This window comes from Lysinibacillus sp. RC79 (assembly GCF_041262405.1).
Lineage (GTDB): Bacteria > Bacillota > Bacilli > Bacillales_A > Planococcaceae > Lysinibacillus.
The window spans coordinates 56,999-78,138 of the sequence record NZ_JBGCCD010000020.1 but is presented as its reverse complement, the minus strand read 5'-3'; the positions used below and the strand labels follow the sequence as shown (position 1 = coordinate 78,138).

At 36.4% G+C, this 21,140-nt stretch carries 24 protein-coding genes; 17 read left to right on the top strand and 7 right to left on the bottom strand.

Annotation, left to right across the window (positions count from 1 at the left end; translation table 11 throughout):
* The first annotated feature begins 115 nt into the window (after positions 1-115).
* Entirely contained in the window at positions 116-1,102 is a 987-nt protein-coding gene (locus ABH968_RS17995) for a serine hydrolase domain-containing protein (RefSeq protein WP_370046135.1), read from the top strand.
* A gap of 20 nt (positions 1,103-1,122) precedes the next feature.
* The gene (locus ABH968_RS17990; RefSeq protein ID WP_370046134.1) at positions 1,123-1,776 is read left to right on the top strand and encodes an HAD family hydrolase; all 654 of its coding nucleotides are present in this window, start codon (positions 1,123-1,125) and stop codon (positions 1,774-1,776) included.
* Between the two features lie 207 nt (positions 1,777-1,983).
* Here the strand turns inward: ABH968_RS17990 and ABH968_RS17985 are convergent, their stop codons facing one another.
* The 6 genes from ABH968_RS17985 to ABH968_RS17960 all read right to left on the bottom strand — a co-directional run bounded on the left by ABH968_RS17985 (position 1,984) and on the right by ABH968_RS17960 (position 6,622).
* Positions 1,984-2,616, bottom strand: a complete 633-nt coding sequence (locus tag ABH968_RS17985; protein WP_370046132.1) for a response regulator transcription factor — start codon at positions 2,614-2,616, stop codon at positions 1,984-1,986.
* Positions 2,591-3,628: a sensor histidine kinase gene (locus tag ABH968_RS17980; RefSeq protein WP_370046130.1), complete on the bottom strand. Its 1,038-nt coding sequence runs from the start codon at positions 3,626-3,628 to the stop codon at positions 2,591-2,593. The genes ABH968_RS17985 and ABH968_RS17980 overlap by 26 nt, the downstream gene beginning before the upstream one ends.
* On the bottom strand, positions 3,625-4,317 hold the full coding sequence (gene liaF / locus ABH968_RS17975) for a cell wall-active antibiotics response protein LiaF (protein ID WP_370046129.1): 693 nt from the start codon (positions 4,315-4,317) through the stop codon (positions 3,625-3,627). The genes ABH968_RS17980 and liaF overlap by 4 nt, the downstream gene beginning before the upstream one ends.
* A 64-nt stretch (positions 4,318-4,381) precedes the next feature.
* A complete protein-coding gene (locus tag ABH968_RS17970) occupies positions 4,382-5,506 on the bottom strand; it encodes an alpha/beta fold hydrolase (protein WP_370046127.1) in 1,125 nt (374 codons plus the stop codon).
* A 108-nt stretch (positions 5,507-5,614) separates the two neighbouring features.
* A complete protein-coding gene (locus ABH968_RS17965) occupies positions 5,615-6,253 on the bottom strand; it encodes a PspA/IM30 family protein (protein ID WP_370046125.1) in 639 nt (212 codons plus the stop codon).
* A 15-nt stretch (positions 6,254-6,268) separates the two neighbouring features.
* Entirely contained in the window at positions 6,269-6,622 is a 354-nt protein-coding gene (locus tag ABH968_RS17960) for a lmo0954 family membrane protein (protein WP_370046124.1), read from the bottom strand.
* 273 nt (positions 6,623-6,895) lie between these two features.
* On the opposite strand from ABH968_RS17960, the gene sirA reads away from it, so the two are divergent.
* From sirA to ABH968_RS17945, 3 genes are all read left to right on the top strand, one after another.
* Positions 6,896-7,321 carry a sporulation inhibitor of replication protein SirA gene (sirA, locus tag ABH968_RS17955; RefSeq protein WP_053483154.1) on the top strand — a complete coding sequence of 142 codons (426 nt, stop codon included), beginning with the start codon at positions 6,896-6,898 and terminating at the stop codon, positions 7,319-7,321.
* Positions 7,322-7,423: 102 nt separating this feature from the next.
* Positions 7,424-7,642, top strand: a complete 219-nt coding sequence (locus tag ABH968_RS17950; RefSeq protein WP_049668607.1) for a YneF family protein — start codon at positions 7,424-7,426, stop codon at positions 7,640-7,642.
* A gap of 217 nt (positions 7,643-7,859) precedes the next feature.
* A complete protein-coding gene (locus ABH968_RS17945; RefSeq protein ID WP_370046122.1) occupies positions 7,860-8,363 on the top strand; it encodes an S-ribosylhomocysteine lyase in 504 nt (167 codons plus the stop codon).
* Positions 8,364-8,695: 332 nt separating this feature from the next.
* On the opposite strand, the gene ABH968_RS17940 is transcribed toward ABH968_RS17945, so the two are convergent.
* Positions 8,696-9,667: an alpha/beta hydrolase gene (locus tag ABH968_RS17940; protein ID WP_370046120.1), complete on the bottom strand. Its 972-nt coding sequence runs from the start codon at positions 9,665-9,667 to the stop codon at positions 8,696-8,698.
* Between the two features lie 255 nt (positions 9,668-9,922).
* Here ABH968_RS17940 and ABH968_RS17935 point away from each other — a divergent pair, with 255 nt between their 5' ends.
* The 12 genes from ABH968_RS17935 to ABH968_RS17880 all read left to right on the top strand — a co-directional run bounded on the left by ABH968_RS17935 (position 9,923) and on the right by ABH968_RS17880 (position 21,007).
* Positions 9,923-11,107 carry an acetyl-CoA C-acetyltransferase gene (locus ABH968_RS17935; RefSeq protein ID WP_370046118.1) on the top strand — a complete coding sequence of 395 codons (1,185 nt, stop codon included), beginning with the start codon at positions 9,923-9,925 and terminating at the stop codon, positions 11,105-11,107.
* 23 nt (positions 11,108-11,130) lie between these two features.
* Positions 11,131-11,397 carry a YqkE family protein gene (locus ABH968_RS17930; protein ID WP_370046116.1) on the top strand — a complete coding sequence of 89 codons (267 nt, stop codon included), beginning with the start codon at positions 11,131-11,133 and terminating at the stop codon, positions 11,395-11,397.
* 558 nt (positions 11,398-11,955) lie between these two features.
* Positions 11,956-13,047, top strand: coding sequence for a sugar ABC transporter substrate-binding protein (locus ABH968_RS17925; protein WP_370046114.1), 1,092 nt, complete (start codon positions 11,956-11,958; stop codon positions 13,045-13,047).
* A 249-nt stretch (positions 13,048-13,296) separates the two neighbouring features.
* On the top strand, positions 13,297-14,256 hold the full coding sequence (locus tag ABH968_RS17920) for an ATP-binding cassette domain-containing protein (protein ID WP_370046112.1): 960 nt from the start codon (positions 13,297-13,299) through the stop codon (positions 14,254-14,256).
* Positions 14,243-14,809: an ATP-binding cassette domain-containing protein gene (locus ABH968_RS17915; RefSeq protein WP_370046110.1), complete on the top strand. Its 567-nt coding sequence runs from the start codon at positions 14,243-14,245 to the stop codon at positions 14,807-14,809. Before ABH968_RS17920 ends, ABH968_RS17915 begins: the two co-directional genes overlap by 14 nt.
* On the top strand, positions 14,796-15,770 hold the full coding sequence (locus tag ABH968_RS17910; RefSeq protein WP_370046108.1) for an ABC transporter permease: 975 nt from the start codon (positions 14,796-14,798) through the stop codon (positions 15,768-15,770). Before ABH968_RS17915 ends, ABH968_RS17910 begins: the two co-directional genes overlap by 14 nt.
* 12 nt (positions 15,771-15,782) lie before the next feature.
* Positions 15,783-16,976, top strand: a complete 1,194-nt coding sequence (gene mtnK, locus ABH968_RS17905; protein WP_370046106.1) for an S-methyl-5-thioribose kinase — start codon at positions 15,783-15,785, stop codon at positions 16,974-16,976.
* Positions 16,976-18,010, top strand: a complete 1,035-nt coding sequence (mtnA, locus tag ABH968_RS17900) for an S-methyl-5-thioribose-1-phosphate isomerase (RefSeq protein WP_370046104.1) — start codon at positions 16,976-16,978, stop codon at positions 18,008-18,010. Before mtnK ends, mtnA begins: the two co-directional genes overlap by 1 nt.
* 20 nt (positions 18,011-18,030) lie before the next feature.
* Complete coding sequence (locus ABH968_RS17895) at positions 18,031-18,819, top strand: DeoR/GlpR family DNA-binding transcription regulator (protein WP_370046102.1); 789 nt, start codon at positions 18,031-18,033, stop codon at positions 18,817-18,819.
* A 42-nt stretch (positions 18,820-18,861) separates the two neighbouring features.
* A complete protein-coding gene (locus ABH968_RS17890; protein WP_370046100.1) occupies positions 18,862-19,515 on the top strand; it encodes an L-fuculose-phosphate aldolase in 654 nt (217 codons plus the stop codon).
* 320 nt (positions 19,516-19,835) lie between these two features.
* Complete coding sequence (locus ABH968_RS17885; protein ID WP_370046098.1) at positions 19,836-20,339, top strand: GNAT family N-acetyltransferase; 504 nt, start codon at positions 19,836-19,838, stop codon at positions 20,337-20,339.
* Between the two features lie 398 nt (positions 20,340-20,737).
* Positions 20,738-21,007 (top strand): CPCC family cysteine-rich protein, encoded by a 270-nt coding sequence (locus ABH968_RS17880; RefSeq protein ID WP_370046096.1) that lies wholly within the window; start codon positions 20,738-20,740, stop codon positions 21,005-21,007.
* Positions 21,008-21,140: the final 133 nt, after the last annotated feature.

Sequence of the window (21,140 nt, the reverse complement as noted above, 5' to 3'; positions counted from 1 at the left end):
AACGTTTTTGGTAATAAAAGGTTTCTTGAATTAAGAAACTTATCTAGTATTAATTTCCATTTGATATACAATGATAAGTGTAGGAATCGAACTAGAAATGTTGAGGGGTATTTAAATGAATTCACAAGCTATACTCACACAAGTAAAGAAAACTTTCTCAAAATTAGATTGTACAGGTGGCGGAGTTATTATTAATAAACATGGTCAAACCGTACTAGAAGAATATTTTGGTGTGCAAGGACAACAACAAGACGCCAAAAGAGTAGGACCACATACTCTTTTTCATCTTGCTTCAGTTCGTAAAACATATGTAGGATTTGCTGTAGCATATGCGATATTTCATAACTATATTGCCTCAATAGATGATACACTAAGTGATTATTTAGAGAATGAAAAAGTTTTTGCCGATGTATCAATTAGACATCTACTAACACATACTCACGGTTTACGTCGCCAAAATGAAAAAGTGATGCAGGAATTCAAAGCAGGCAATAACTGGGGATACCGAGATATCAATGTAGAACTACTTGCACAAGTCATTTTTAAAGCTACTGGAAAAACTATTGCGGAAATTGTGGATGAGCAAGTATTTCAGACATTGTCTTTTACTGAAACAAATTGGTTCAGTGAAAAAAACGAACAGCATATTGAAGTAATACATAATGATCGTCCATTTTGGTATGAAAGCGAAGTATGTGATGGCAGCAAAATGAATATGTATAGCTCATTAAGAGAGCTAGCTCAGTGGGGGCAAGTGCATCTCGAGAAAGGGAGAATAAATGGAAAACAAATTATACCTGAAGAAATCATACAGTTATTAACGACAATTCAATCCCCGAATTCTAAACCAAAGAACTTGCCCACTAATGGCTTTTTTTGGTTTGTTCAGCCTCAACAGAGAGAAGGGATTACAGAGTTAAGCCCAATATTACCACAAGGAAGCTTTCAATTGCTTGGTTACACAAGTGTTGCTTTATTGGTAATTCCAAAAGAAAATATTGTAGCAGTTCGTGGATTTAACAGCTTTGGTTCACCTGAAGGGTTTGATTATATCAAGGATATTCATGATTTCGGTTCAACAGTATATCAATCAATTCTTTAACAATAAAAGGAGAGCTAGTAATGAAAAAGTATAGCGTTGTTTTATTTGATTTAGACGGTACAATATCTGATCCTAAAATAGGGATAACGAAATCTGTTCAATATGCTTTACAAAAAATTGGTATTGTTGAAGAAGATTTAGATCAGCTTGAAACATTTATTGGGCCACCATTACAAGTATCATTTCGAGAAATATATGGATTGGATGATGTTCAAATACAGCAAGCGGTTGCCTATTACCGTGAACGTTTTATCCAAACCGGCATGTATGAGAATAAACTGTATCAAAATATATCCTCAGTATTAGAATGTTTACAGAAGGATGGATATCAGTTAGCAATAGCTACATCTAAGCCAACTGTATTTGCAGAGCAAATTATACAATATTTCAATCTCGAACATTTTTTTGACCTTGTGGCAGGTAGCAATTTAAATGGGACACGCTCAGCTAAAGGAGAAGTTATCGCATTTGTACGCGAACACTTTAATGAAGTGAATATCGATCAATTGATTATGATTGGAGATCGTAAATACGATATTGTTGGGGCACATGAAAATCAAATTGATTCTATCGGTGTTACTTATGGCTATGGCTCACTTGAAGAACTAACAGATGCACAAGCAACATATATAGTGAACAATGTAAACGAGCTGCAAGAATTTTTAAAAAATTAGGCTAAAAAAATACGAACTGCATTGATAGAAATGCAGTTTCGTATTTTTTTGAAAACAGACGCAATCGCTGATAAAAGTGCGGAAATCGCTGATAACCCGGGTAGAATCGCTGATAAAAGGAGGGAAATCGCTGATAACCCGGGTAGAATCGCTGATAAAAGTGCGGAAATCGCTGATAACCCCAGCAAAAACCCTGATAAATCAAATTTACTTCGCAAGCCCGTTTTGAAAAGCGTAGACAACTGCTTGTGTGCGATCTTGAACTTCGAGCTTCGCTAGAATATTACTGACATGTGTTTTTACGGTTTTTAATGCAATGTATAAGACATCGGCGATTTCCTGATTGGCTTTGCCTTGAGCCATTAGCAATAATACTTCCATTTCACGCTCGGTAAGCTGCTCATACAGTGGGGTACTATTGCCGTGGCGCATGCGATGCATCATTTTTGATGTTACTTCTGGCTCTAAAACAGTTTCGCCGCCCATTGTTTTACGAATGGCCTCAGCGATTTGCTTCGCATTGGACGTTTTTAAAATATAGCTGACTGCACCAGCCTCTAATGCAGGATAGACTTTGTCATCATCTAAAAAACTTGTCACCATCATAATTTTTGCCTCTGGCCAGGCAGCTAAAATTTCAGCTGTCGCCTCAGCTCCTGTCATGATTGGCATCACATTGTCCATTAAAATAATATCTGGGCGGAGAGCGAGAGCACGCTCCACTGCCTCTTTACCGTTTTCAGCTTCACCTACAACTGTGATATCAGGTTGTGCTGATAAATAAGCAGAAACACCGATACGCACCATTTCATGGTCATCCACTATTAACACTTGAATCATTCACTTCAACCTCCTTCTGTAGAGGAACTTTAACCTCTACAATTGTACCTTCTCCAGGCACCGATACAATTTTGTACGTACAGCCTATTTCTACAGCACGTTCAGCAATATTTTGCAGTCCGTAAGAAGCAGATTTATCAGCTTCGACATCAAACCCGAGCCCATTGTCCTGAATACGCAAAATCGCTAAGTCATCACGGGCAACGAGCAGTAATTCAACTTCGCTCGCTTTGGCATGGCGTAGCGTATTCGATAACGCCTCCTGTGCAATACGGAATAAATGATCCTCCTCAGCTTTGGATAACGCCATTTCCTCAAGTTCATATTCAATATGAAAAAATACTTTTTGCTGCAGCTCAATAATAAGTTCCTCAAGACCTTGTGCAAGCGTCTTATTATGGAGGGCTACTGGACGTAAATGTAATAATAATGCACGCATTTCAAGCTGTGCCTGTTGCACAACTTTTTCGACCTGCTTTAAGCTTGTAGCATTTTCATCGGTTTCGGTTAAGGCGGAAAGTAACATCGAAGCTGCGAATAATTGCTGTGATACAGAATCATGGAGCTCACGAGCAAGGCGTTGACGTTCAGCAATAATTCGCTCTTGAATAATTTTATCATTAGCTTCTGCACGTTCATTGGATAAGCGCTGTAAGCTTTTGCGTTGAGTATCAATTAACTCACTTGTTTGAACTAAAGCTTTTTTCAAAGGTTTTGGTAAAGGCTGTTTTTTAGGTAATACAAAATCAGGTTCAACTAACTGTTTCACGATGCGAGTTGCCTGAGCTTCTCTGGCACGGGCAGTCATACTAATCCAGCTTGCAATCACTAAACTAAGCGAAAAAAGAATGACCGCAATAAAGCCACCGAGTGGAATATTATTATAATTCTGCTGCCATAATGGCTCCCATGTTTTCTCGTTTGGCTCGCCCCAAACAGCGACAAGGAGACCGAATGTAGCACTCATCAAAATAAAAAGTAGAGTAAATATTCTTGAGATAAAGGCAATCATTTACGTAGCACCTCCAAGTCCCCAAGCCATGTTGCAACATGTATGACAAGTGTACGCTTTGCATCCTCGGGGTTTCCATCTGAGAAACTTACACTTTCATTGAGTAAGCGTTGTGGTCCGAGATGTAGGCATTTTAATTCACCAAACAATGTCGTATAGTGTAAGCGGAATGGAATTTCATATGGGATATAAATTTGAACCTTACCAATGCCTTGTCGAATCGTAATGATGCTTGTGCCGGCTGGTAAAATTGTTTGTGTTGTGTCAATCGTAATGTCGCCTGCAAGTCGCTGTATTTGGACATCTTGCCATTTATAGGCTTCCACTGGTGTAGGCAATGTACCGAATAATTCGTTTTTCGTAGCGGGAAGCTTTTCGAAAAGTTCCAAACCAACAACTTTTGCTGAGTTTTCTCTTTGTAAGTATTGATAGAGCATATAAAAGAGAATGATGACGATAAATAAGCGTAAACTCCACATCGTAAAGAGTGCAATCGAGATAAAGAAAATTCCTGTCCATTTAAAGAAACGATTTTTTTTCGAGAAGCTTAAATAAAGAAGTCCTACCCCAATCAATAGACAAAAGGCGCCACCGTTATTAAAAATTGTGAGCTCCACAAAAACAAGTAAAAAGAAGCATAGTACCCAAAATGTGAGCTTATTAGTTGTGAAATTTTGCAAGAGGGTCACCCTTCTTTCTACAAATTGATGAGAGAAGACGAACTTCTCTTAAATATTTTTTTTAAATGTATTATTAATGATCTTCAAGCATTTTTTTGATTGTATCATTCATCAATGTTGAATCAAGTGTATTTGGATAATGAGCAGAGTGCTCTAAAGTGATAAACTCCTTACCATTTGGTGCATCTAATAACTCATAATATTGCTTTGCTAATTCATAGTTCGTCTGTTTATCATATTTACCTTGTATAAAATAAACGGGTATATCTATACTTTTTACAGAATCAAAAAAATTAGTAAGAATGATTTCTTTTTTTAGTTCTTGGCTTTTTATAAGGCTAAATTGTGGCCCTGAAATAAATGCTTTATACAGATCCTGTAAAGAGTAATCAGGGGAAGTAAAAGCCCCTTTTATCAATTCAAAGAGATTGACTTTCTTGATCGTATCATCAAAATAATTCATGCCTTTATATTGATTGATAAGATCGCTAAATTGATCCTCATCTTTTGCTAAATAAGGACCTTTTCCTAAATCTTCTAAAATTCGGAGTGTTTTTTTATCTTCATTAGCTATAGCTTCACTCTGTAACCAATTGTATCCAAGTTCTTGGCCTTTACTAATATTTGTTAATTGAGAAATTCCTAAGTAGGCATGAAACTTCTCAGGATAATTAGACACTAATTGAGTTCCAATTACTGTACCGAAGGACTGACCAATGACAAATATTTTTTCCTGTTGATAATGTTCTCTAATATAATCCACTATTATATTAGCATCTTCTGTAAAGTGAGAAAGGGTCATTGTAGTATTCGTTAATTTCTTGTTAAAACTTTTTCCGGAACCTCTTTGATCATAATAAACTGCTACGCAATTCTCGGTTATTTCAGGATACAATGTTCGAGCACTCACGCCATAAGGGAATGGTGATCCTGGCCCACCATGTAGGAATAAACAAAATGGTTTCTCCTTATCTTTTCCTTCCACTAATATATATTGTTTATCTCCATTTACATTGATTTCCTTTAACTCACTAATACCACCATTTTCGATAATTTCAGCACTTTTTTGTTTAATTTGTTGTTGTACAATGAAGCGATAACCTAATAACATGAATATAAGTAATATAAGTATAAAAAAAGCAAAAAGACATATTTTAATCATAGGACTAAACCACTTTCTGTTTACACTTTTTTTCATTAAGATTATTTCCTCTATCTCTTTTTGGTCACCTTCAAAAGTTTTTTCTTCAAAGAAATGGGATGCTTCAATAATTGAGGCATCCCTTATTTCTTTTATTATAACATGTTATTTGTTTTCAATTAGCAGTGGTTCGTTATCTTCTATGACATTTTTTTCTAGCTGTGCAAGACGAGACTCGAAAGATGTTACTTCATGATCTTTGTCGATTTGGTAAGCAAGCTTATCGATGTATGATTCTAAATCTTCAAAGTTGGTTTTATTGTTTTTAGCAATCATACCGTCCATTTGATGGTGAGCGCGTGTTACGTTTTCTTTACCCATAAGCTGTAATTGACGCACTTTCATATCTTTTATTTTGTGTTTCATCGTTTCAAATTTGCGTTCAAGCTCGAAATATTCACGTGTACTAGCCTCAATACTAGCTTGCAATGTATTGTTACGTGCTGTGTAAGCAGTAACTTCATCCGAAGCAAAATCGATTAAATCTTGTTCGCTGCTAGTAGTAGCTAATTTTAGTTGAGCCTCACGTTTAGCCAGTAATTCTGCATTTTGTTTAAATTCCTGCTCTAGTTTTTCTTTTAACTGACCTTGACGCTCTAATAATTTTCCAGTTTGCTCTGTTTGTTTTTCTGCTTCACGAATGTATTGGTTTAACATCGCAATTGGATTTTTTTGTTCTTTCTTATCAAATAAATGATGCAAGTCTGCCTCTATTGAATATTTAAAACGTTGAAATAAGTTCATGTAAATTCGCTCCTTTTATTTTGTTAAGTTAGACCATTCTTTTTCAAAGTTTGTAAACGGATCTTCTTCTTTAGCTTCAATTGTTGGGATTTTTACATCTTCGTTGTTCCATTTTTTATAGATAACGTAGATGACAGCGATTGCTGCTAAACCAATCATTGCTGGGATATTAGATATTGCTGATAGAACACCTATCAGACCTACTGTAACCCATACGATTTTGCCGAATGACGATTTACTTGCAGTGTAGAAATGCATACCGAGTGCTACAAACAATCCTGAAAATAGTAGACCAGCAAGTGGTCCTGTTAAGGCAAGTGCAACACATCCTGCGATGATGCCTCCTGTTAATAGAAAAAATTTTCTCATATGTTTTAGCTCCTTTCGTTTGTACCTTTATATTACCTATTAGAAAGCTTTGCTAAAACGGACTGGAAATTGATTTTACTCTAGGTCTTGAGGCTGAGAATATTCTAAGTACTATAGAAGAAGCTCAAATTTGTAAAACATAAAGTATTTGATAGAACTGAAAGTAGAAAGTTTTCGACAAAAATAGAAGATGAATACTTCCTTCGTTTGACAAATTAAAGAGTTTGAATGAGTTATACTTATGAAAAAGAAATGAGCGAAGGAGGATTTCTAGTGAGAACCTATTCCATATATAAAATAAAAGAAGAGCATTTAACGTTTATTTTCGGCAGAGAGCGCAAGTTATTAGAAATGATGCAAGGCTGTGAAGACGCTAACGAGAAATCCTTAAAAGAGCTTGCATATATATGTGAAACCGTTCGCTTCGATGAGATTGCTACGATGCTAGAGGCGCAACTAGATTCCAAGTATGCACATTTAGAGAGAGCTCGTAATGCTTTATTTTTAGAACATCCTATAAAAGGGAAGATGGCTATTTATTTGGTGGAACGCAAAATTTGTGTCTATTGTGAGGGATCACGTATGCTTGATTTGGATCTATTCCAAATGCTTGCGAAGATGAGCGAGCGTTTTATTGCATTTAATAAACAAGATAATGAGTGTGGGTGGCTAAAGCCAATGAAGTATACAATGCACTAGGAAATTTCACTACAATATATAGTAACACGCTAATATTTGGTGTATAATGGAGCGTGGAGAGTTTTTTTCTCGGTATATATTGTAGTGGAGGAGGTTGGTTGTATGCCTACATGGGGCTGGATTATTATTGTAATTATCGCATTAGCAGCGGGCGCAGCACTTGGTTTCTTTTTAGCTCGTCAAGCTATGATGAAATATTTAAAAGAAAACCCACCAATTAACGAACAAATGATTCGTATGATGATGGCGCAAATGGGTCGTACTCCGTCTGAAAAGCAAGTACGTCAAATGATGTCACAAATGAATAAATTCCAAAAATAATTGGAATTTTTAAAGAACAACTAGTCCAAGCCGGGGCTGGTTGTTTTTTTAACTTCTTTTAGCAAATGTTTTCTGTGTGAAAGCGAAGCGACAGCAACAATTGTTTTCTGTGCGAAAGCAAAGCGACAGCTACAATTACACCAAGGCAAAATTGATTTTTATAAATTATTTGAATAATGCGTAAAAAACATATAAATCTATCGGAAAACTCGTTATAATGGAAATATTCTATATAAAGGAGTTGTGTGCATTGCAGAAAGAAAAAACAAATGTTGAAAGCTTTGATTTAGATCATACGAAAGTAAAAGCGCCATATGTACGTTTAGCAGGTGTTAAAACAGGAAAAAATGGCGATGAAGTGTACAAATACGATATTCGTTTTAAACAGCCAAATAAAGAGCATATGGAAATACCTGCATTGCATTCCTTAGAGCATTTATCGGCAGACATTATTCGCAATTACTCTGATCATATTGTTGATTTCAGTCCAATGGGGTGCCAAACAGGGTTTTATGTATCGCTAATCAATCACAATGATTACGAAGATTTATTAAATATTTTAGAAAAAACATTTACAGATGTAACAAAGGCCACTGCAGTTCCTGCGTGCAATGAAGTGCAATGCGGCTGGGCAGCTAGCCATAGTCTAGAAGGTGCACAAGCGTTAGCTAAAGAATTTTTAGCAAAACGCGAAGAGTGGCATATTGTTTTTGCTGAATAAAAAATTTAAAAACCTTGCGTACAGTTCATTCAGTGTCGCAAGGTTTTTTATGTTGTCTGTGAGAGTCGTACCGCATTGCTTTCACACAAATACATTGTTGAAGGAATTATAATGACGTGCTGAGTGAATTGGTTGATTGGAGTGGAGACTGGGCGACTCCTTGGGGATTAGCGTCACAGATGAGACCCTGGAGCGAGCAACGCGAGTGAAGCGGCTCATCGGACGCCCCCAGGAAAGCGCCCAGTCGGAACGGAAATCAACCCCTCGCTTTGCAGAAGAACTATTTTTTATTTAAATGACACCTATTGACACAATAGTGTTTGTCGTTTGTACTAAAAATGAAATGGAATGACATTAGACGAAGAAGAATCACGATTAATTTTTTGATAGATGAAATTTTCTAAAAAGTCATGGATTAAATCCTCATATTCAGCCATATTTTCATTAAAGGACTGTGCATGAGCACCTTTATCAAATAGCTTCAGCTTCTTAGGACCGGTTTTTTTATTGTATAGATCCAGTGACATAGAAGCTGGGATAAATGTGTCAGGAATACTATGGATAAAGAGCACTGGCTTTTCAATATTTGTTACAGCCTCAGAAGGTGTCACACTTTTAAAGGAATAACCATCTCGCAAGCGGACAAAGAAATCTGCAAAACGAATGGGAATAATCGAGCCGTATTTAAATTCTGTCTTCGCAATTTGTTTCAGCAACATTGAAAAATCAGAAAATGCACAATCAGAGATATAGAAATCCGCACCGTCCTCTACAGTTCCTGCATATAGGAGCATTGTTGCGGCACCCATCGATTCACCATGTATACCAAGAATGGCGTCTTCACCAATCATTGCCTTCACAGTTTTGACAACTGCGTCAAGGTCATTTTTTTCATAATAGCCGTAGCTAGTCGTTTTCCCACCTGTTTCCCCATGTCTACGATGGTCAAAAATAACGGAATTGTAACCAAGTCGTTCAAAAAGTCGAGCATATTTGACAGAGTTGATTTTATTTTCTGTTACACCATGGCAAATAATGATGGTATTATTTGTTTCCAATGGCTGAAACATAATACCGCGAATCGTATAACCATTTGGAGAATCAATATTTAATTCACATTTTAAATTTTTATTGTACCAAGCTTCGTCAAAACGTTTAGCAGTGGTTTCACGTTCACGAACAAATTCAGGATCCTTTTGCTTAATGTACATTAATTTATTGGAGAGCGCGAAGCCGAAAAGACCAGTTGCTGCTGCGGCAATCGTCGTCGTTATACCTGAAAATAAAAGCATTTTCTTTTTCATTATTAGCACCTCCACGTCCTGTTTCTTTTGCTGTCTAGGCATACAAGCGACATCATTCGTATGTATGCACTTTCTTAATTGTAATGTTCCCAACTGAGATTGTTTAAAACACGTCAACATTTTACATTATCTTTGGCAAAACTGCGATTATTTCTGTTATCGAAAATCGTCAAAATATTTGTTAAAATAGATATATCTGCTAGTAGCATATGCATGCAGTGTTCATTTTTGAACGGGGAAAAGGGGAGAATGTTTATGACGAAAGAGGTAGTAATAGTAAGTGCTGTACGTACAGCTATTGGTTCATTCCAAGGAACATTAAAGGACGTACCAGCGACAAAATTAGGAAGTATTGTTATTAAAGAAGCATTAGCACGTGCTGGTGTAGCAGGTGAACAAGTTGAAGAGGTCATTATGGGGAATGTCTTATCGGCTGGACTTGGTCAAAATCCAGCTCGTCAAGCAGCGATTGCAGCAGGCTTACCACATGAAGTGTCTGCATTAACGATTAATAAAGTTTGTGGCTCAGGTCTAAAAGCAGTTCACTTAGCGACACAAGCCATTTTAGCAGGTGATGCGGATATTATCGTTGCAGGTGGCTTTGAAAGTATGAGCCAGGCACCATATGTATTAAAAAATGCACGAGAAGGCTTCCGCATGGGGGATCAAAAAGTAGTCGATACGATGATTCATGACGGATTATGGTGTGCATTCAATGACTACCATATGGGCGTTACTGCTGAAAATTTATGTGATGTCTATGAGATTTCTCGAGAGGAACAAGATGCCTTTGCAGCACGTTCACAACAGCGTGCAGAAGAGGCAATGGCAGCAGGGAAGTTTAACGATGAAATCGTAACGGTGGAAATTCCTCAGCGCAAGGGCGATCCTATTATTTTTGATAAAGATGAATTCCCGCGTCAAGGCGTTACAGCTGAGTCGCTATCAAAACTACGTCCTGCCTTTAAAAAGGATGGCTCCGTAACAGCAGCAAACGCATCAGGCATTAACGATGGTGCAGCGGCTGTCGTTGTCATGTCGAAAGAAAAAGCGGAAGAGTTAGGCATTCGACCAATGGCACTAATTACAGCGAATGCAAGTGCGGGTGTTGACCCAGCTATTATGGGGACTGGCCCTGTAACGGCCGTAAAGAAAGCATTGGCAAAGGCTGATGTGACGTTAGATAATATAGATTTAATTGAAGCAAATGAAGCTTTTGCAGCTCAATCTATCGCTGTAGATCGCGAACTAGGCTTTAATCATGATAAACTAAATGTGAACGGGGGCGCAATTGCTCTTGGCCACCCAATTGGTGCAAGCGGAGCACGTATTTTAGTAACGCTTTTACATGAGATGGAAAAGCGTGATGCAAAAACAGGTCTCGCAACACTATGTATCGGTGGTGGGCAAGGTGTGGCAACAGTTGTCAAGCGCCCTTGAAGTGAATAAGAAGGTGAATTGCAATGGGAAAGAAAAGAAAACAGCAGCAACGCGTGGATAGTAGCGTAACATCTAGTCTACCAAAGCAGGAGGCAGTTACATTAGCCGATCAGCTAGGCGGTGACGTGCTTGCCAAATTAAAAGCTGCCAAGCAAGATTTAACAACGAAAGAGCAGGCCGCAGAAGAAGAGCGCCAAGCAAAGCTAGCCTTTGAGCGCAAACAACGCGAAAAAAACAAATCGTTTGAAGAACTACTAAACGAATACGGCGATAAAGGCTCAAAATTCTAAAGAGAAACAGTGAATCCAAATGCGGATTCACTGTTTTTTATGTTTTATCGGAAAGATTCCGAGATTTATCGGAACAATTTTACGTTTTATCGGAAAGATTTCGAGATTTATCGGAACAATTTTATGTTTTATCGGAATGAATTTTGTTTTTATCGGAACATTTATCACAAGAAATAGATGTTGCCAAATACTATTTTTAAAAACAGTTCTTTTAATAATTTGTTTGGTGACTGATTGAATCATAGCGAAATAAATAAATACTAGCTTAGTTAAAAACCCTTTAAGAATCGAGAAAACTACCAAAAAGATATGTAGGTAATCACGAAGATAAAAGAGTTGATATTATATATTCTTCTGTATTGTGAAATAATAAACCTTTTTGATAATTTATTTAGTTTAAAATAAACAAAACATAATTACTAATGAAAAAAAATAACTAAAAAATGATTTAATTTAACATTTTAAGTTGACAAAAAATATTCTGAATAATATGATTATTACGAAATCGATGCTTAACCGAGAGTTTCATATCATTTTTAATAGAAAAGGGGGATTTTCATGAAAAGGCTTGGAGTCTCGTTGATGCTTGTGGGAATGCTTGTTTTGGCAGCTTGTAGTAATGATAACGGGAATACTGATAGAAGTGGCACAAATGAAATTATTGAAGGTGTGCCTGAAGGTGTACAAAACGGCAAAAAAATTGCTGTATTACGTAATCTAGCATCAGACGATCATACGAAGCAATTTTTAGATGGTGCACGTAAGGAAGGTGAAGCTTTGGGGTTCAAAGTGGATACGCATATAGTTGAAAATAATGATGCTAAGTTCCAAGAATTAGTTTCACAAATTACACAGCAAGACTATGACGGTATTATTATTTCGCACGGAAAAGAAGATTATTCATATGACATGATTAAGCCTGCTGTTGATAAAGGAATTAAAGTGACATTATTTGATACTGTCGCTAAAAAGAATGGTCAGAGTTTAGATGGTGTTACTGCAACATTCCAAGATGATTATGAGTTAGCACGTTTATCTCTTCAAGAAATTGCGGATTTGAGTAAGGAGCCCGTAAAGGTTATTAAACTATGGTTTGGAGGATTATCTCCTTTAGATAGACGTCAGGAAATATATAAAGAGTTTGAGGAAAAAGGTGAGATTGTCACTTTAGAAACAATTGGACCTACTAATTTCCAAGATATACAAGGTGACATTGCTGCAAAAGTGAATGCCGTTTTAGCAAAATATCCAGAAGGTACAGTAGATGCCATTTGGGGCTCATGGGATGAGTTAGCAAAAGGGGCTTATAAATCGTTAGTAGACAACAATCGTTTAGACATTAAATTGGTCTCAATCGATGTATCAAACCAAGATATTAACTTAATGAAAGAAGATAAAAGTCAATGGATTTCGACAGCTGCTGTAGATCCAGCGCTAATTGGGCGTATGAATATGCGTTTAATGGCAAAAAAATTAGCGGGTGAAGAAACACCAACAGAGTATGATTTAACAGCAAAGTTAATTAAACAAAGTGATTTAAAAGATAACACAACGATGCTCAATCTAAATGAAATTATTGATGGCTGGGGCGTATCTACTGAATTTGATGAGGAATGGATGAAAACACTACGTGAACACTATTCAAAATAATACAAAGATGACGTCTTGTTTTCAACTTCTTTCAGCAAATGTCTTTTAGCGAAAGCAAAGCGTCAGCTACAGTCTCCCACCTCTATAGGTGGGAGACTGTAGCTGAAAGAAGTTAAAGCCTCCGGTGGATGTCACGGAATCGGAAAGGAGTTCTTTGTGTAAACACAAAGCCGATTCAGGACGCAATTATGCCGAGGCATAATTGAATAAGACGTTTTCTTTTACCTTAATGTGAAAGGAGTGTTTGTTATGAAAGCCAAGACAGTCATTGAGATGAAAAAAATTTCAATTGAATTTCCCGGTGTGAAAGCCTTAAGTAATGTCGATTTCCAATTAGAATCAGGCACGATTCACGCTGTCATTGGTGCTAATGGGGCTGGTAAATCAACTCTAATGAAAATTCTTTCAGGAGCCTATCCGCATTATACCGGTGATATTTTTATAAACGGTGAACTAGTTTCTATTACTGATGCGAAAAAATCAAAGGAATTAGGTATAGATATTGTTTATCAAGAAGTAGATACAGCGTTAATACCCTATTTAAGTGTTGCAGAGAACATTATGCTAGATCAACTGATATTCGATAAAAAGTTAATTATCAATTGGCGAAAGATTCGTCAGTGTGCAAAGGATGTGTTAGATCGGATTGGTATTGAGTTAAATATTGAAAAAAAGGTGCAGGATATCACTTTAGCGGATAAACAAATGGTGTTAATAGCGCGGGCATTAATTCATGAGAGAAAATTTCTCATATTAGATGAACCTACCGCCCCTTTAAGCCAAGCAGAAACTGAGAAATTGTTTTCTATAGTCCGAGATTTAGTTAAAAATCATCATCTTGGAATTGTCTTTATCTCTCACCGGCTACCAGAGCTATTTGAAATCTGTGAAAAAATCACCATTATGAAAGACGGTAGAATCGTAAAAGAAAGCTTAATTGAAAAGATTACTCAAAATCAAGTTATCGAGCAAATGCTTGGTAAAACTTTCGATTTAGTTCATCACAAACAATTAAAAGAAAAAGGACAAATAGCCATACAGGTCACCCATCTTGTCGATGATTCAGGCTTAGTTAATGACGTATCTTTTCATGTCAATAAATATGAGATTATTGGTCTTGCTGGTTTAGTCGGAGCCGGAAAAACAGAATTATGCAAAGCGATATTTGGCATGTCTAATATTAAAGCTGGTTCCATTGAATTGTATTAAAAACCGAACTCCCTACCATGCTGTTAAAAACCATTTCGGTTTAATTCCTGAAGAACGTCGGAAAGAAGGGATATTTGTTGAAGAGCCGATATTCAAAAATTTATCAATGGCCAATTTACATCCATTCACACATTTAGGAAGTTTTATTAAACAAGCGAAAGAACGAGAGGCTGCTCGATCGATGATTCAAAAAATAGGTGCTAAAACACCGAACGAACATCAAAAGGTAGCGAATCTTTCTGGTGGTAATCAACAAAAAATCGCGATTGGTAAATGGTTAATGACCGATGCAGAAATTCTTCTGTTTGACGAACCTACAAAAGGTGTCGATGTTGGAGCTAAAAGCGATATTTTTAATCTAATTGATGAGCAGGCAAAAGAAGGAAAGAGCGTTATTTATGCGACAAGTGAATTAAGTGAAATTTTGTTAATTACCGATCGAATCTATGTGATGTACGACGGGAAAATTGTGAAAGAGTTAGTCACTAGCGAAACGACAGAAGATGAAGTTATGTTCTATGCTACTGGAGGCGAAGCGTATGCAAGAGCGTAAAAATAATCAAACGCTATTATTTATAAAGGATTGGGCCATTGTATTAGCTGTTATTTTATTGATTATTGTTTTTACCGTTTCTATCCCTAATTTTATGCAAACAAATAATGTCTTAAATATTTTAAGAAGTATTTCAATCGTTACGATTATAGCAGTTGGGTTAACGGTTTCTTTATCTGTTAATGGTTTCGACTTATCGATTGGTTCGACAGCCACATTGGCAAATTCAGTTGTTGTATCTATGTTTGTATGGTTTAGCATGCCAACAGGTGTATCCATTTTAGTTGCTATTTTAGCCGTACTTTGTGTAGCGCTATTTAATGCGTTTTTAATCGTAAAAGTGAAAATACCCGATCTGTTTGCAACATTAGCAACCATGTTTATTGTTGAAGGCGTTGCTATGACCTATACAGGGGGCGGTTCAATTTCTGTTGGTATGCCTCGTTTAGATGGGACGCCAACAGAAGGTAGAATTTCGGATTTCTTCTTATTGTTAAGTAAGACACCTTGGATCATTTTAATCATGTTGGTCATCGTTATGTTAGTACATGTATTTTTAACATATACCAAACATGGTCGCTTTTTATACGCTGTTGGCGGCAATGAAGAAGCAGCAAAATTATCGGGGATTCCTGTCAACCGTTATAAAATGTTAGCTTATATTTTTTCAGCAGTTTTAGCCGGGATTGGTGGGCTATTGCTCGCGTCTCAAATCGGGTCTGCACAAATCAATGCAGGTGCAGGTTATTTAATGCCAGCTGTTGCTGCTGCTTTTATAGGGCAATCATTCGCTGGTCATGGCAAACCAAATGCCATTGGAACATTATTCGGAGCCGCATTAGTCGGTATTTTAGAAAATGGATTAGTAATGTTATCAGTTCCTTACTATTCTTTAAATATTATCAAAGGACTTGTTTTAGCATTTGCGCTAGCTTCAACGTATTACAGTAGAAAAAAATAGGAGGTTATTGTTATGTATTCCAAATATTTTTTAATGAACGAAGAAGATATTAAAAGCTATGTACAAGTAAAAATTAAAGGTTTTAGTGGAACACTACATAGTGACGAAATTGGTGATGGCAATTTAAATTATGTATTTCGTGTGAAAAATGAGCAAGGTGACTCGGTCATCGTCAAACAAGCTGGTCCACAAGCTCGTATCTCTGAGGATTTCGTGCTATCTACAGATCGAAATCGAATAGAAACAGAAGCATTATTAATTGAGGGTGACCTTACACCTTCTCTTGTACCAGAAATTTTATTGTTTGATGAAGTTATGAGTTGTTGCGTAATGGAAGATTTAAAAGATTTTGAGATTATGAGAAAGCAATTGAACGTATTTAAAACGTATGATCATTTCGCCGAGTTAATCTCTACTTTTATGGCGGAAAATCTTATTCGAACAACGGATTTTTTACTAGATCCAAAAAAGAAAAAAGAATTTCAAAAGCGATTCATCAATCCTGAGCTGTGTGAAATTACAGAACATCTAGTTTATACGGAGCCTTATATTGATTTTAAAAGGCAAAATATTTTAACGTCTGGGAATGAAGAGTGGATACATTCATTTATATATAAGGATACAGATTTACATTTAGAAGTTGCTAAGCGAAAAATACAGTTTTTAACAGAGGCACAAGCGCTTTTACATGGTGATTTGCATACAGGCTCTATTTTTATTAATGATGAAACATTGAAGGTTATTGATCCAGAGTTTGCCTTTTATGGACCTGTAGGCTATGATGTGGGGAATTTAATCGCAAACTTAACATTTGCCTGGGCAAGAGGATTAGCTTACAAAGAAGATGAATTTGTTTCATGGATTGAAGAAACATTATTATCTACTATTCAATTATTCCAAAAGAAGGCACGAAACATCTTAGCCACATCAACGGAGCAGTTTGCTGTCTACTCGGCTTTACTCGATGACTATATGGAACGAATCAGTCGAGATGCTTTTGCAATTGCAGGGATTGAGATGAACCGTCGTATAATTGGCTTAGCCAAAGTAGCAGATATTACGACCATTGAACCAATTGACGCTCGTATAACAGCCGAAAGACGTTGTTTAAAGATAGCGAAAGAATGTATTTTAAATAAGGAAATCAGCCATATTCAAGGCTATATAAAGCTATTACTTAAATATAAGAATGGGGTGTTGATTTAATGGAATTAAATACAATAGAATGGAAAAAAGATACACTCATTCTACTAGATCAAACAAAGTTGCCAAATGACATTGTGTATGTAGAAGTCCAAACTGTAGAAAAAGTATGGAATGCTATTCATACAATGATTGTACGAGGGGCTCCGGCCATAGGTGTAACAGCAGCTTACGGGATATATGTGGCGATTCAGCACTTTGAAGGTTCCGTTACTGCGGCAAAGAAAGAAGTACAAAAACAAGTACAGTATTTAGCCACGTCTCGTCCAACAGCTGTCAATTTATTCTGGGCTTTAGAAAGAATGGAACAGAAAGCCTTGCAAATAGAGACGAATGATTTAGAAACGTTCCAGGACATTTTATTACAAGAAGCGATTGCTATTCATACTGAAGATATCGAGATTAATCGTTCCATAGGTGAACATTTATTGACGCTATTGGAAGATGGCCAAGGGGTACTAACTCATTGTAATGCGGGGGCTCTGGCTACGACAAAATACGGTACAGCAACTTCTCCTTTTTATTTGGCAAAGGAGCGGGGGATGAGTTTTAAAGTATTTGCTGACGAGACTAGACCTCGTTTTCAAGGTGCCATGCTTACCTCTTTTGAACTCTTTAATGCTGGTATTGATGTTACGTTGATTACGGATAATATGGCCGCGACGGTGATGGCACAAGGCAAAGTACAGGGAGTCATTGTTGGCTGTGATCGTGTAGCTGCAAATGGCGACGTTGCTAACAAAATTGGGACACTCGGTGTGGCTATTTTAGCTAAATACTATAATATTCCCTTTTATGTAGCGACACCTACACCGACGATTGACTTACATTGCCCAACTGGTGCAAATATCCCGATTGAAGAGCGGAGTGTAGATGAAGTGTTAAAACCAACAGGACAATATGTCGCGCCAGCTGATGTGAAGGTGTACAATCCTTCGTTTGATGTGACACCTGCTGCACTCATAACAGCGATTGTCACAGAAAAAGGGATTATCGAACACCCGACAGAAGAAAAGGTGCGTGCAATTTTTAACTAAACAAAGATAGGATGACACGCATGACAAATTCTCTTAAACGAAGACAAGATGAAATTAATAAACTAGTGAACCAAAAAAATTACGTAGAAATTTCAGATTTAAGTGAACGGTTTCAAGTGTCTGAGATGACGATTCGACGCGATTTAGAAAAGATGGAAAGTGAAGGGTTATTAATTCGTGTGTTGGGCGGCGCAAAGCCTATCCAAAAATCCTTTGTTGAAGATAATTTAAATTTACGCGCATCTGAAAATTTAAAAGCTAAGCAATTAATGGCTCAAGAAGCGGTTACATTAATTCAAGATGGGGATGTAGTTGGTATCGATGCAAGTACTTCGGCAGCAGAAGTCGGAAAATTGATTAAAGGGATGAAGAATATAACAGTTGTTACGAATAATATAAGCGTTGCCCTTGATTTAATATCGAGTGAAGTGACGACGATTTTACTCGGCGGTTATGTACGCCCGAACTCTATTTCAACGATGGGAACGTCTTTGAAGAAATATATGGAATCTATCAATATCGATAAACTGTTCATCTCTGCAAGGGGCTTGACATTACAAGAAGGATTAACAGACTCAACAATTGATGAGGGTGAAGCTAAACAAGCAATGATTCACAAATCTAATGAGGTAATAGCACTTATTGATCAGAGCAAGGTTGGCGTCAAAAAACTATTCCAAATCATGCCAGCCGATGCTATTTCTACAATTATCGTTGATGAAATTAAACCATTTAACGACGAACAGCAAGAAGTCGTTAATGAATTTTTGAAAAGTAATTTAGATTTACGCATTGTGCGAAAAAAATAAGCGTCACCATATTGTGTTAGACAATATGAAAGGTGGAATTAGATGAGACTTCAAACAGAGCGAGAAAAAGTTGTTCGTCATTGTCAATTAATGATTCGAAATGGATTAACAAAAGGAACTGGCGGAAATATTAGCATCTATGTTCCTTCTGAAAATTGTGTCGCCATAAGTCCAAGTGGTATCCCCTACGAGGAACTAACCGCTGCTGATATCGTTTTGATTGATTTAGAGGGACAAATAATCGAGGGGCATCATAAACCTTCTAGTGAATGGGCGATGCATACAATGGTGTATAAAAGACGCCCTGAACTAAAAGCGGTTGTGCATACACATTCTATTTTTGCCAAAACACTTTCTTGTTTGCGTGAGCCCTTACCTGCAGTCTCTTATTTGGTTGCAGTAGCAGGTAAAGCAGTTCAATGTGCTGAGTACGCAAGCTTTGGTACACCAGCTCTTGGAGAAAATGCACTTAAAGCAATGGAAGGTTCGAAAGCAGTTTTACTAGCTAATCATGGTTTGTTAGCAGCTGGTGCAAATGTGGAAGAAGCCTTTAATATCGCTGAAGAAATAGAACTATGTGCAGAAGTATATATTCGTGCTAGATCTATTGGTACACCAGTTATTTTAGATGATCAAGAAATGACATATATGTTAGAACGATTCCAAACTTACGGGAAACCAGTAGAAAATAAATAATCATATAAATCCTCCTCAAATTATCAACTTTTCGAGGAGGGATATTTTATTTATCGGAAAGATTTCGAAATTTATCGGAACAATTTTATGTTTTATCGGAAAGATTCTAAGATTTATCGGAATAATTTTTGTTTTTATCGGAACATTTAGTCGTGAAGAAGAAATTATTTACATTATATTCCTTGAATGATAAAATTAATCACCTTTAAATACAAGGATAAAAGAGTGCTATCTTTTATTTAAAAATTTAAAAACAGGAGACGCTGCCAATACATATATCTCTTAATAGTTTTAGTTAAATCTATGATAGGAGAGAAAAAATGATTGAATTAAGCACTAAAAGATTAAGACTAATCCCATTAAACGCAGAGTATTTAGACTTACTAATTAATGAAGAAGAAACATTGGAAATAGAGTTGTCATTAAATAGTAAAGAAGTTTTTCTTGATGAAGAACTAAGACAAGCTTTGAAATTTAGACTATCGAAAGTATTAGAAGATGAGGAAAATTATATTTGGTACACAAATTGGTTAATCGTATCGAAAGAAAAAAACTGTATCGTTGGTGGCATTATGCTAAAAGGTCTACCGAATGAGCAGGGTGAAGTCGTAATCGGGTATTATACATTTCCACAATATCAGGGAAAGGGATACATGACGGAAACTGTTAGGATGATGAAAGATTGGTTACTACGTCAATCTAATGTTAAGTATGTAGTTGCTGATACTGATAAAAATAATATTGCCTCACATAAGGTATTACAAAAAGCGGGGGCAACTTTATATTCAGAATCTGAAGAACTTTATTTTTGGAGATTCGTATAAGATTAATAAAAGACAAAGGGCACTTTAAATTTTATTAAAAGTCAAGAGTTAAAGTAATGCACTTAATAGATCAATTTCCTATATACAATGTGCAACATTATAATACGTTACTTTTAAGCTGAACTAATTTTGATATTAGTTCAGCTTTTATTTGTGTTTAAAGATATAGTCTGAAAATATTTAATAAAAATGTAGTATATGTAAATTTTTCTCATCCTTATTCAACTCCCATGAAAGAACTTAATCATCTTTCATTTTCTGTGGTGAAGAGCTGTTTTTTGCGCTTCATGGATGGCTAACGGCGCAGTTTAGTTGAACAAGGATGAGATAATTAATTTTTGTTAATGTATTATAACATTAGTAAGATAGTAAGATTATGAGTTTGGAGCGAATATCAAATGAGAAAGTATACTTGTCCTTGTTGTGGTTATATGACTCTTGCAGAAGGAACACTGGATAGTTATGAAATATGTAAAGTTTGCTATTGGGAAGATGATTTCGTACAGAATGAGGACCCAGACTTTAAAGGTGGAGCTAATGAAGTATCTTTGAAACAAGCGCAAAGGAATTTCAAAATTTACGGAGCAAGTGAGGAAAGGTTTAAAGACAGCGTTGTAGAACCAAGCCTTGGAGGATACGAGAAAGATGAAAATTTTAAATCTCTCTAGAGTTTTTTTAGGGGATATTACAATCATTAATTAATCTGCTTTCTTTCACTAACGAGGTGTAAGAGTTTTAAAATCAAGCTACCGAGTTCCAAAGCTTCTGATCAATTTACTTTGCCAGACAATCAATACACGG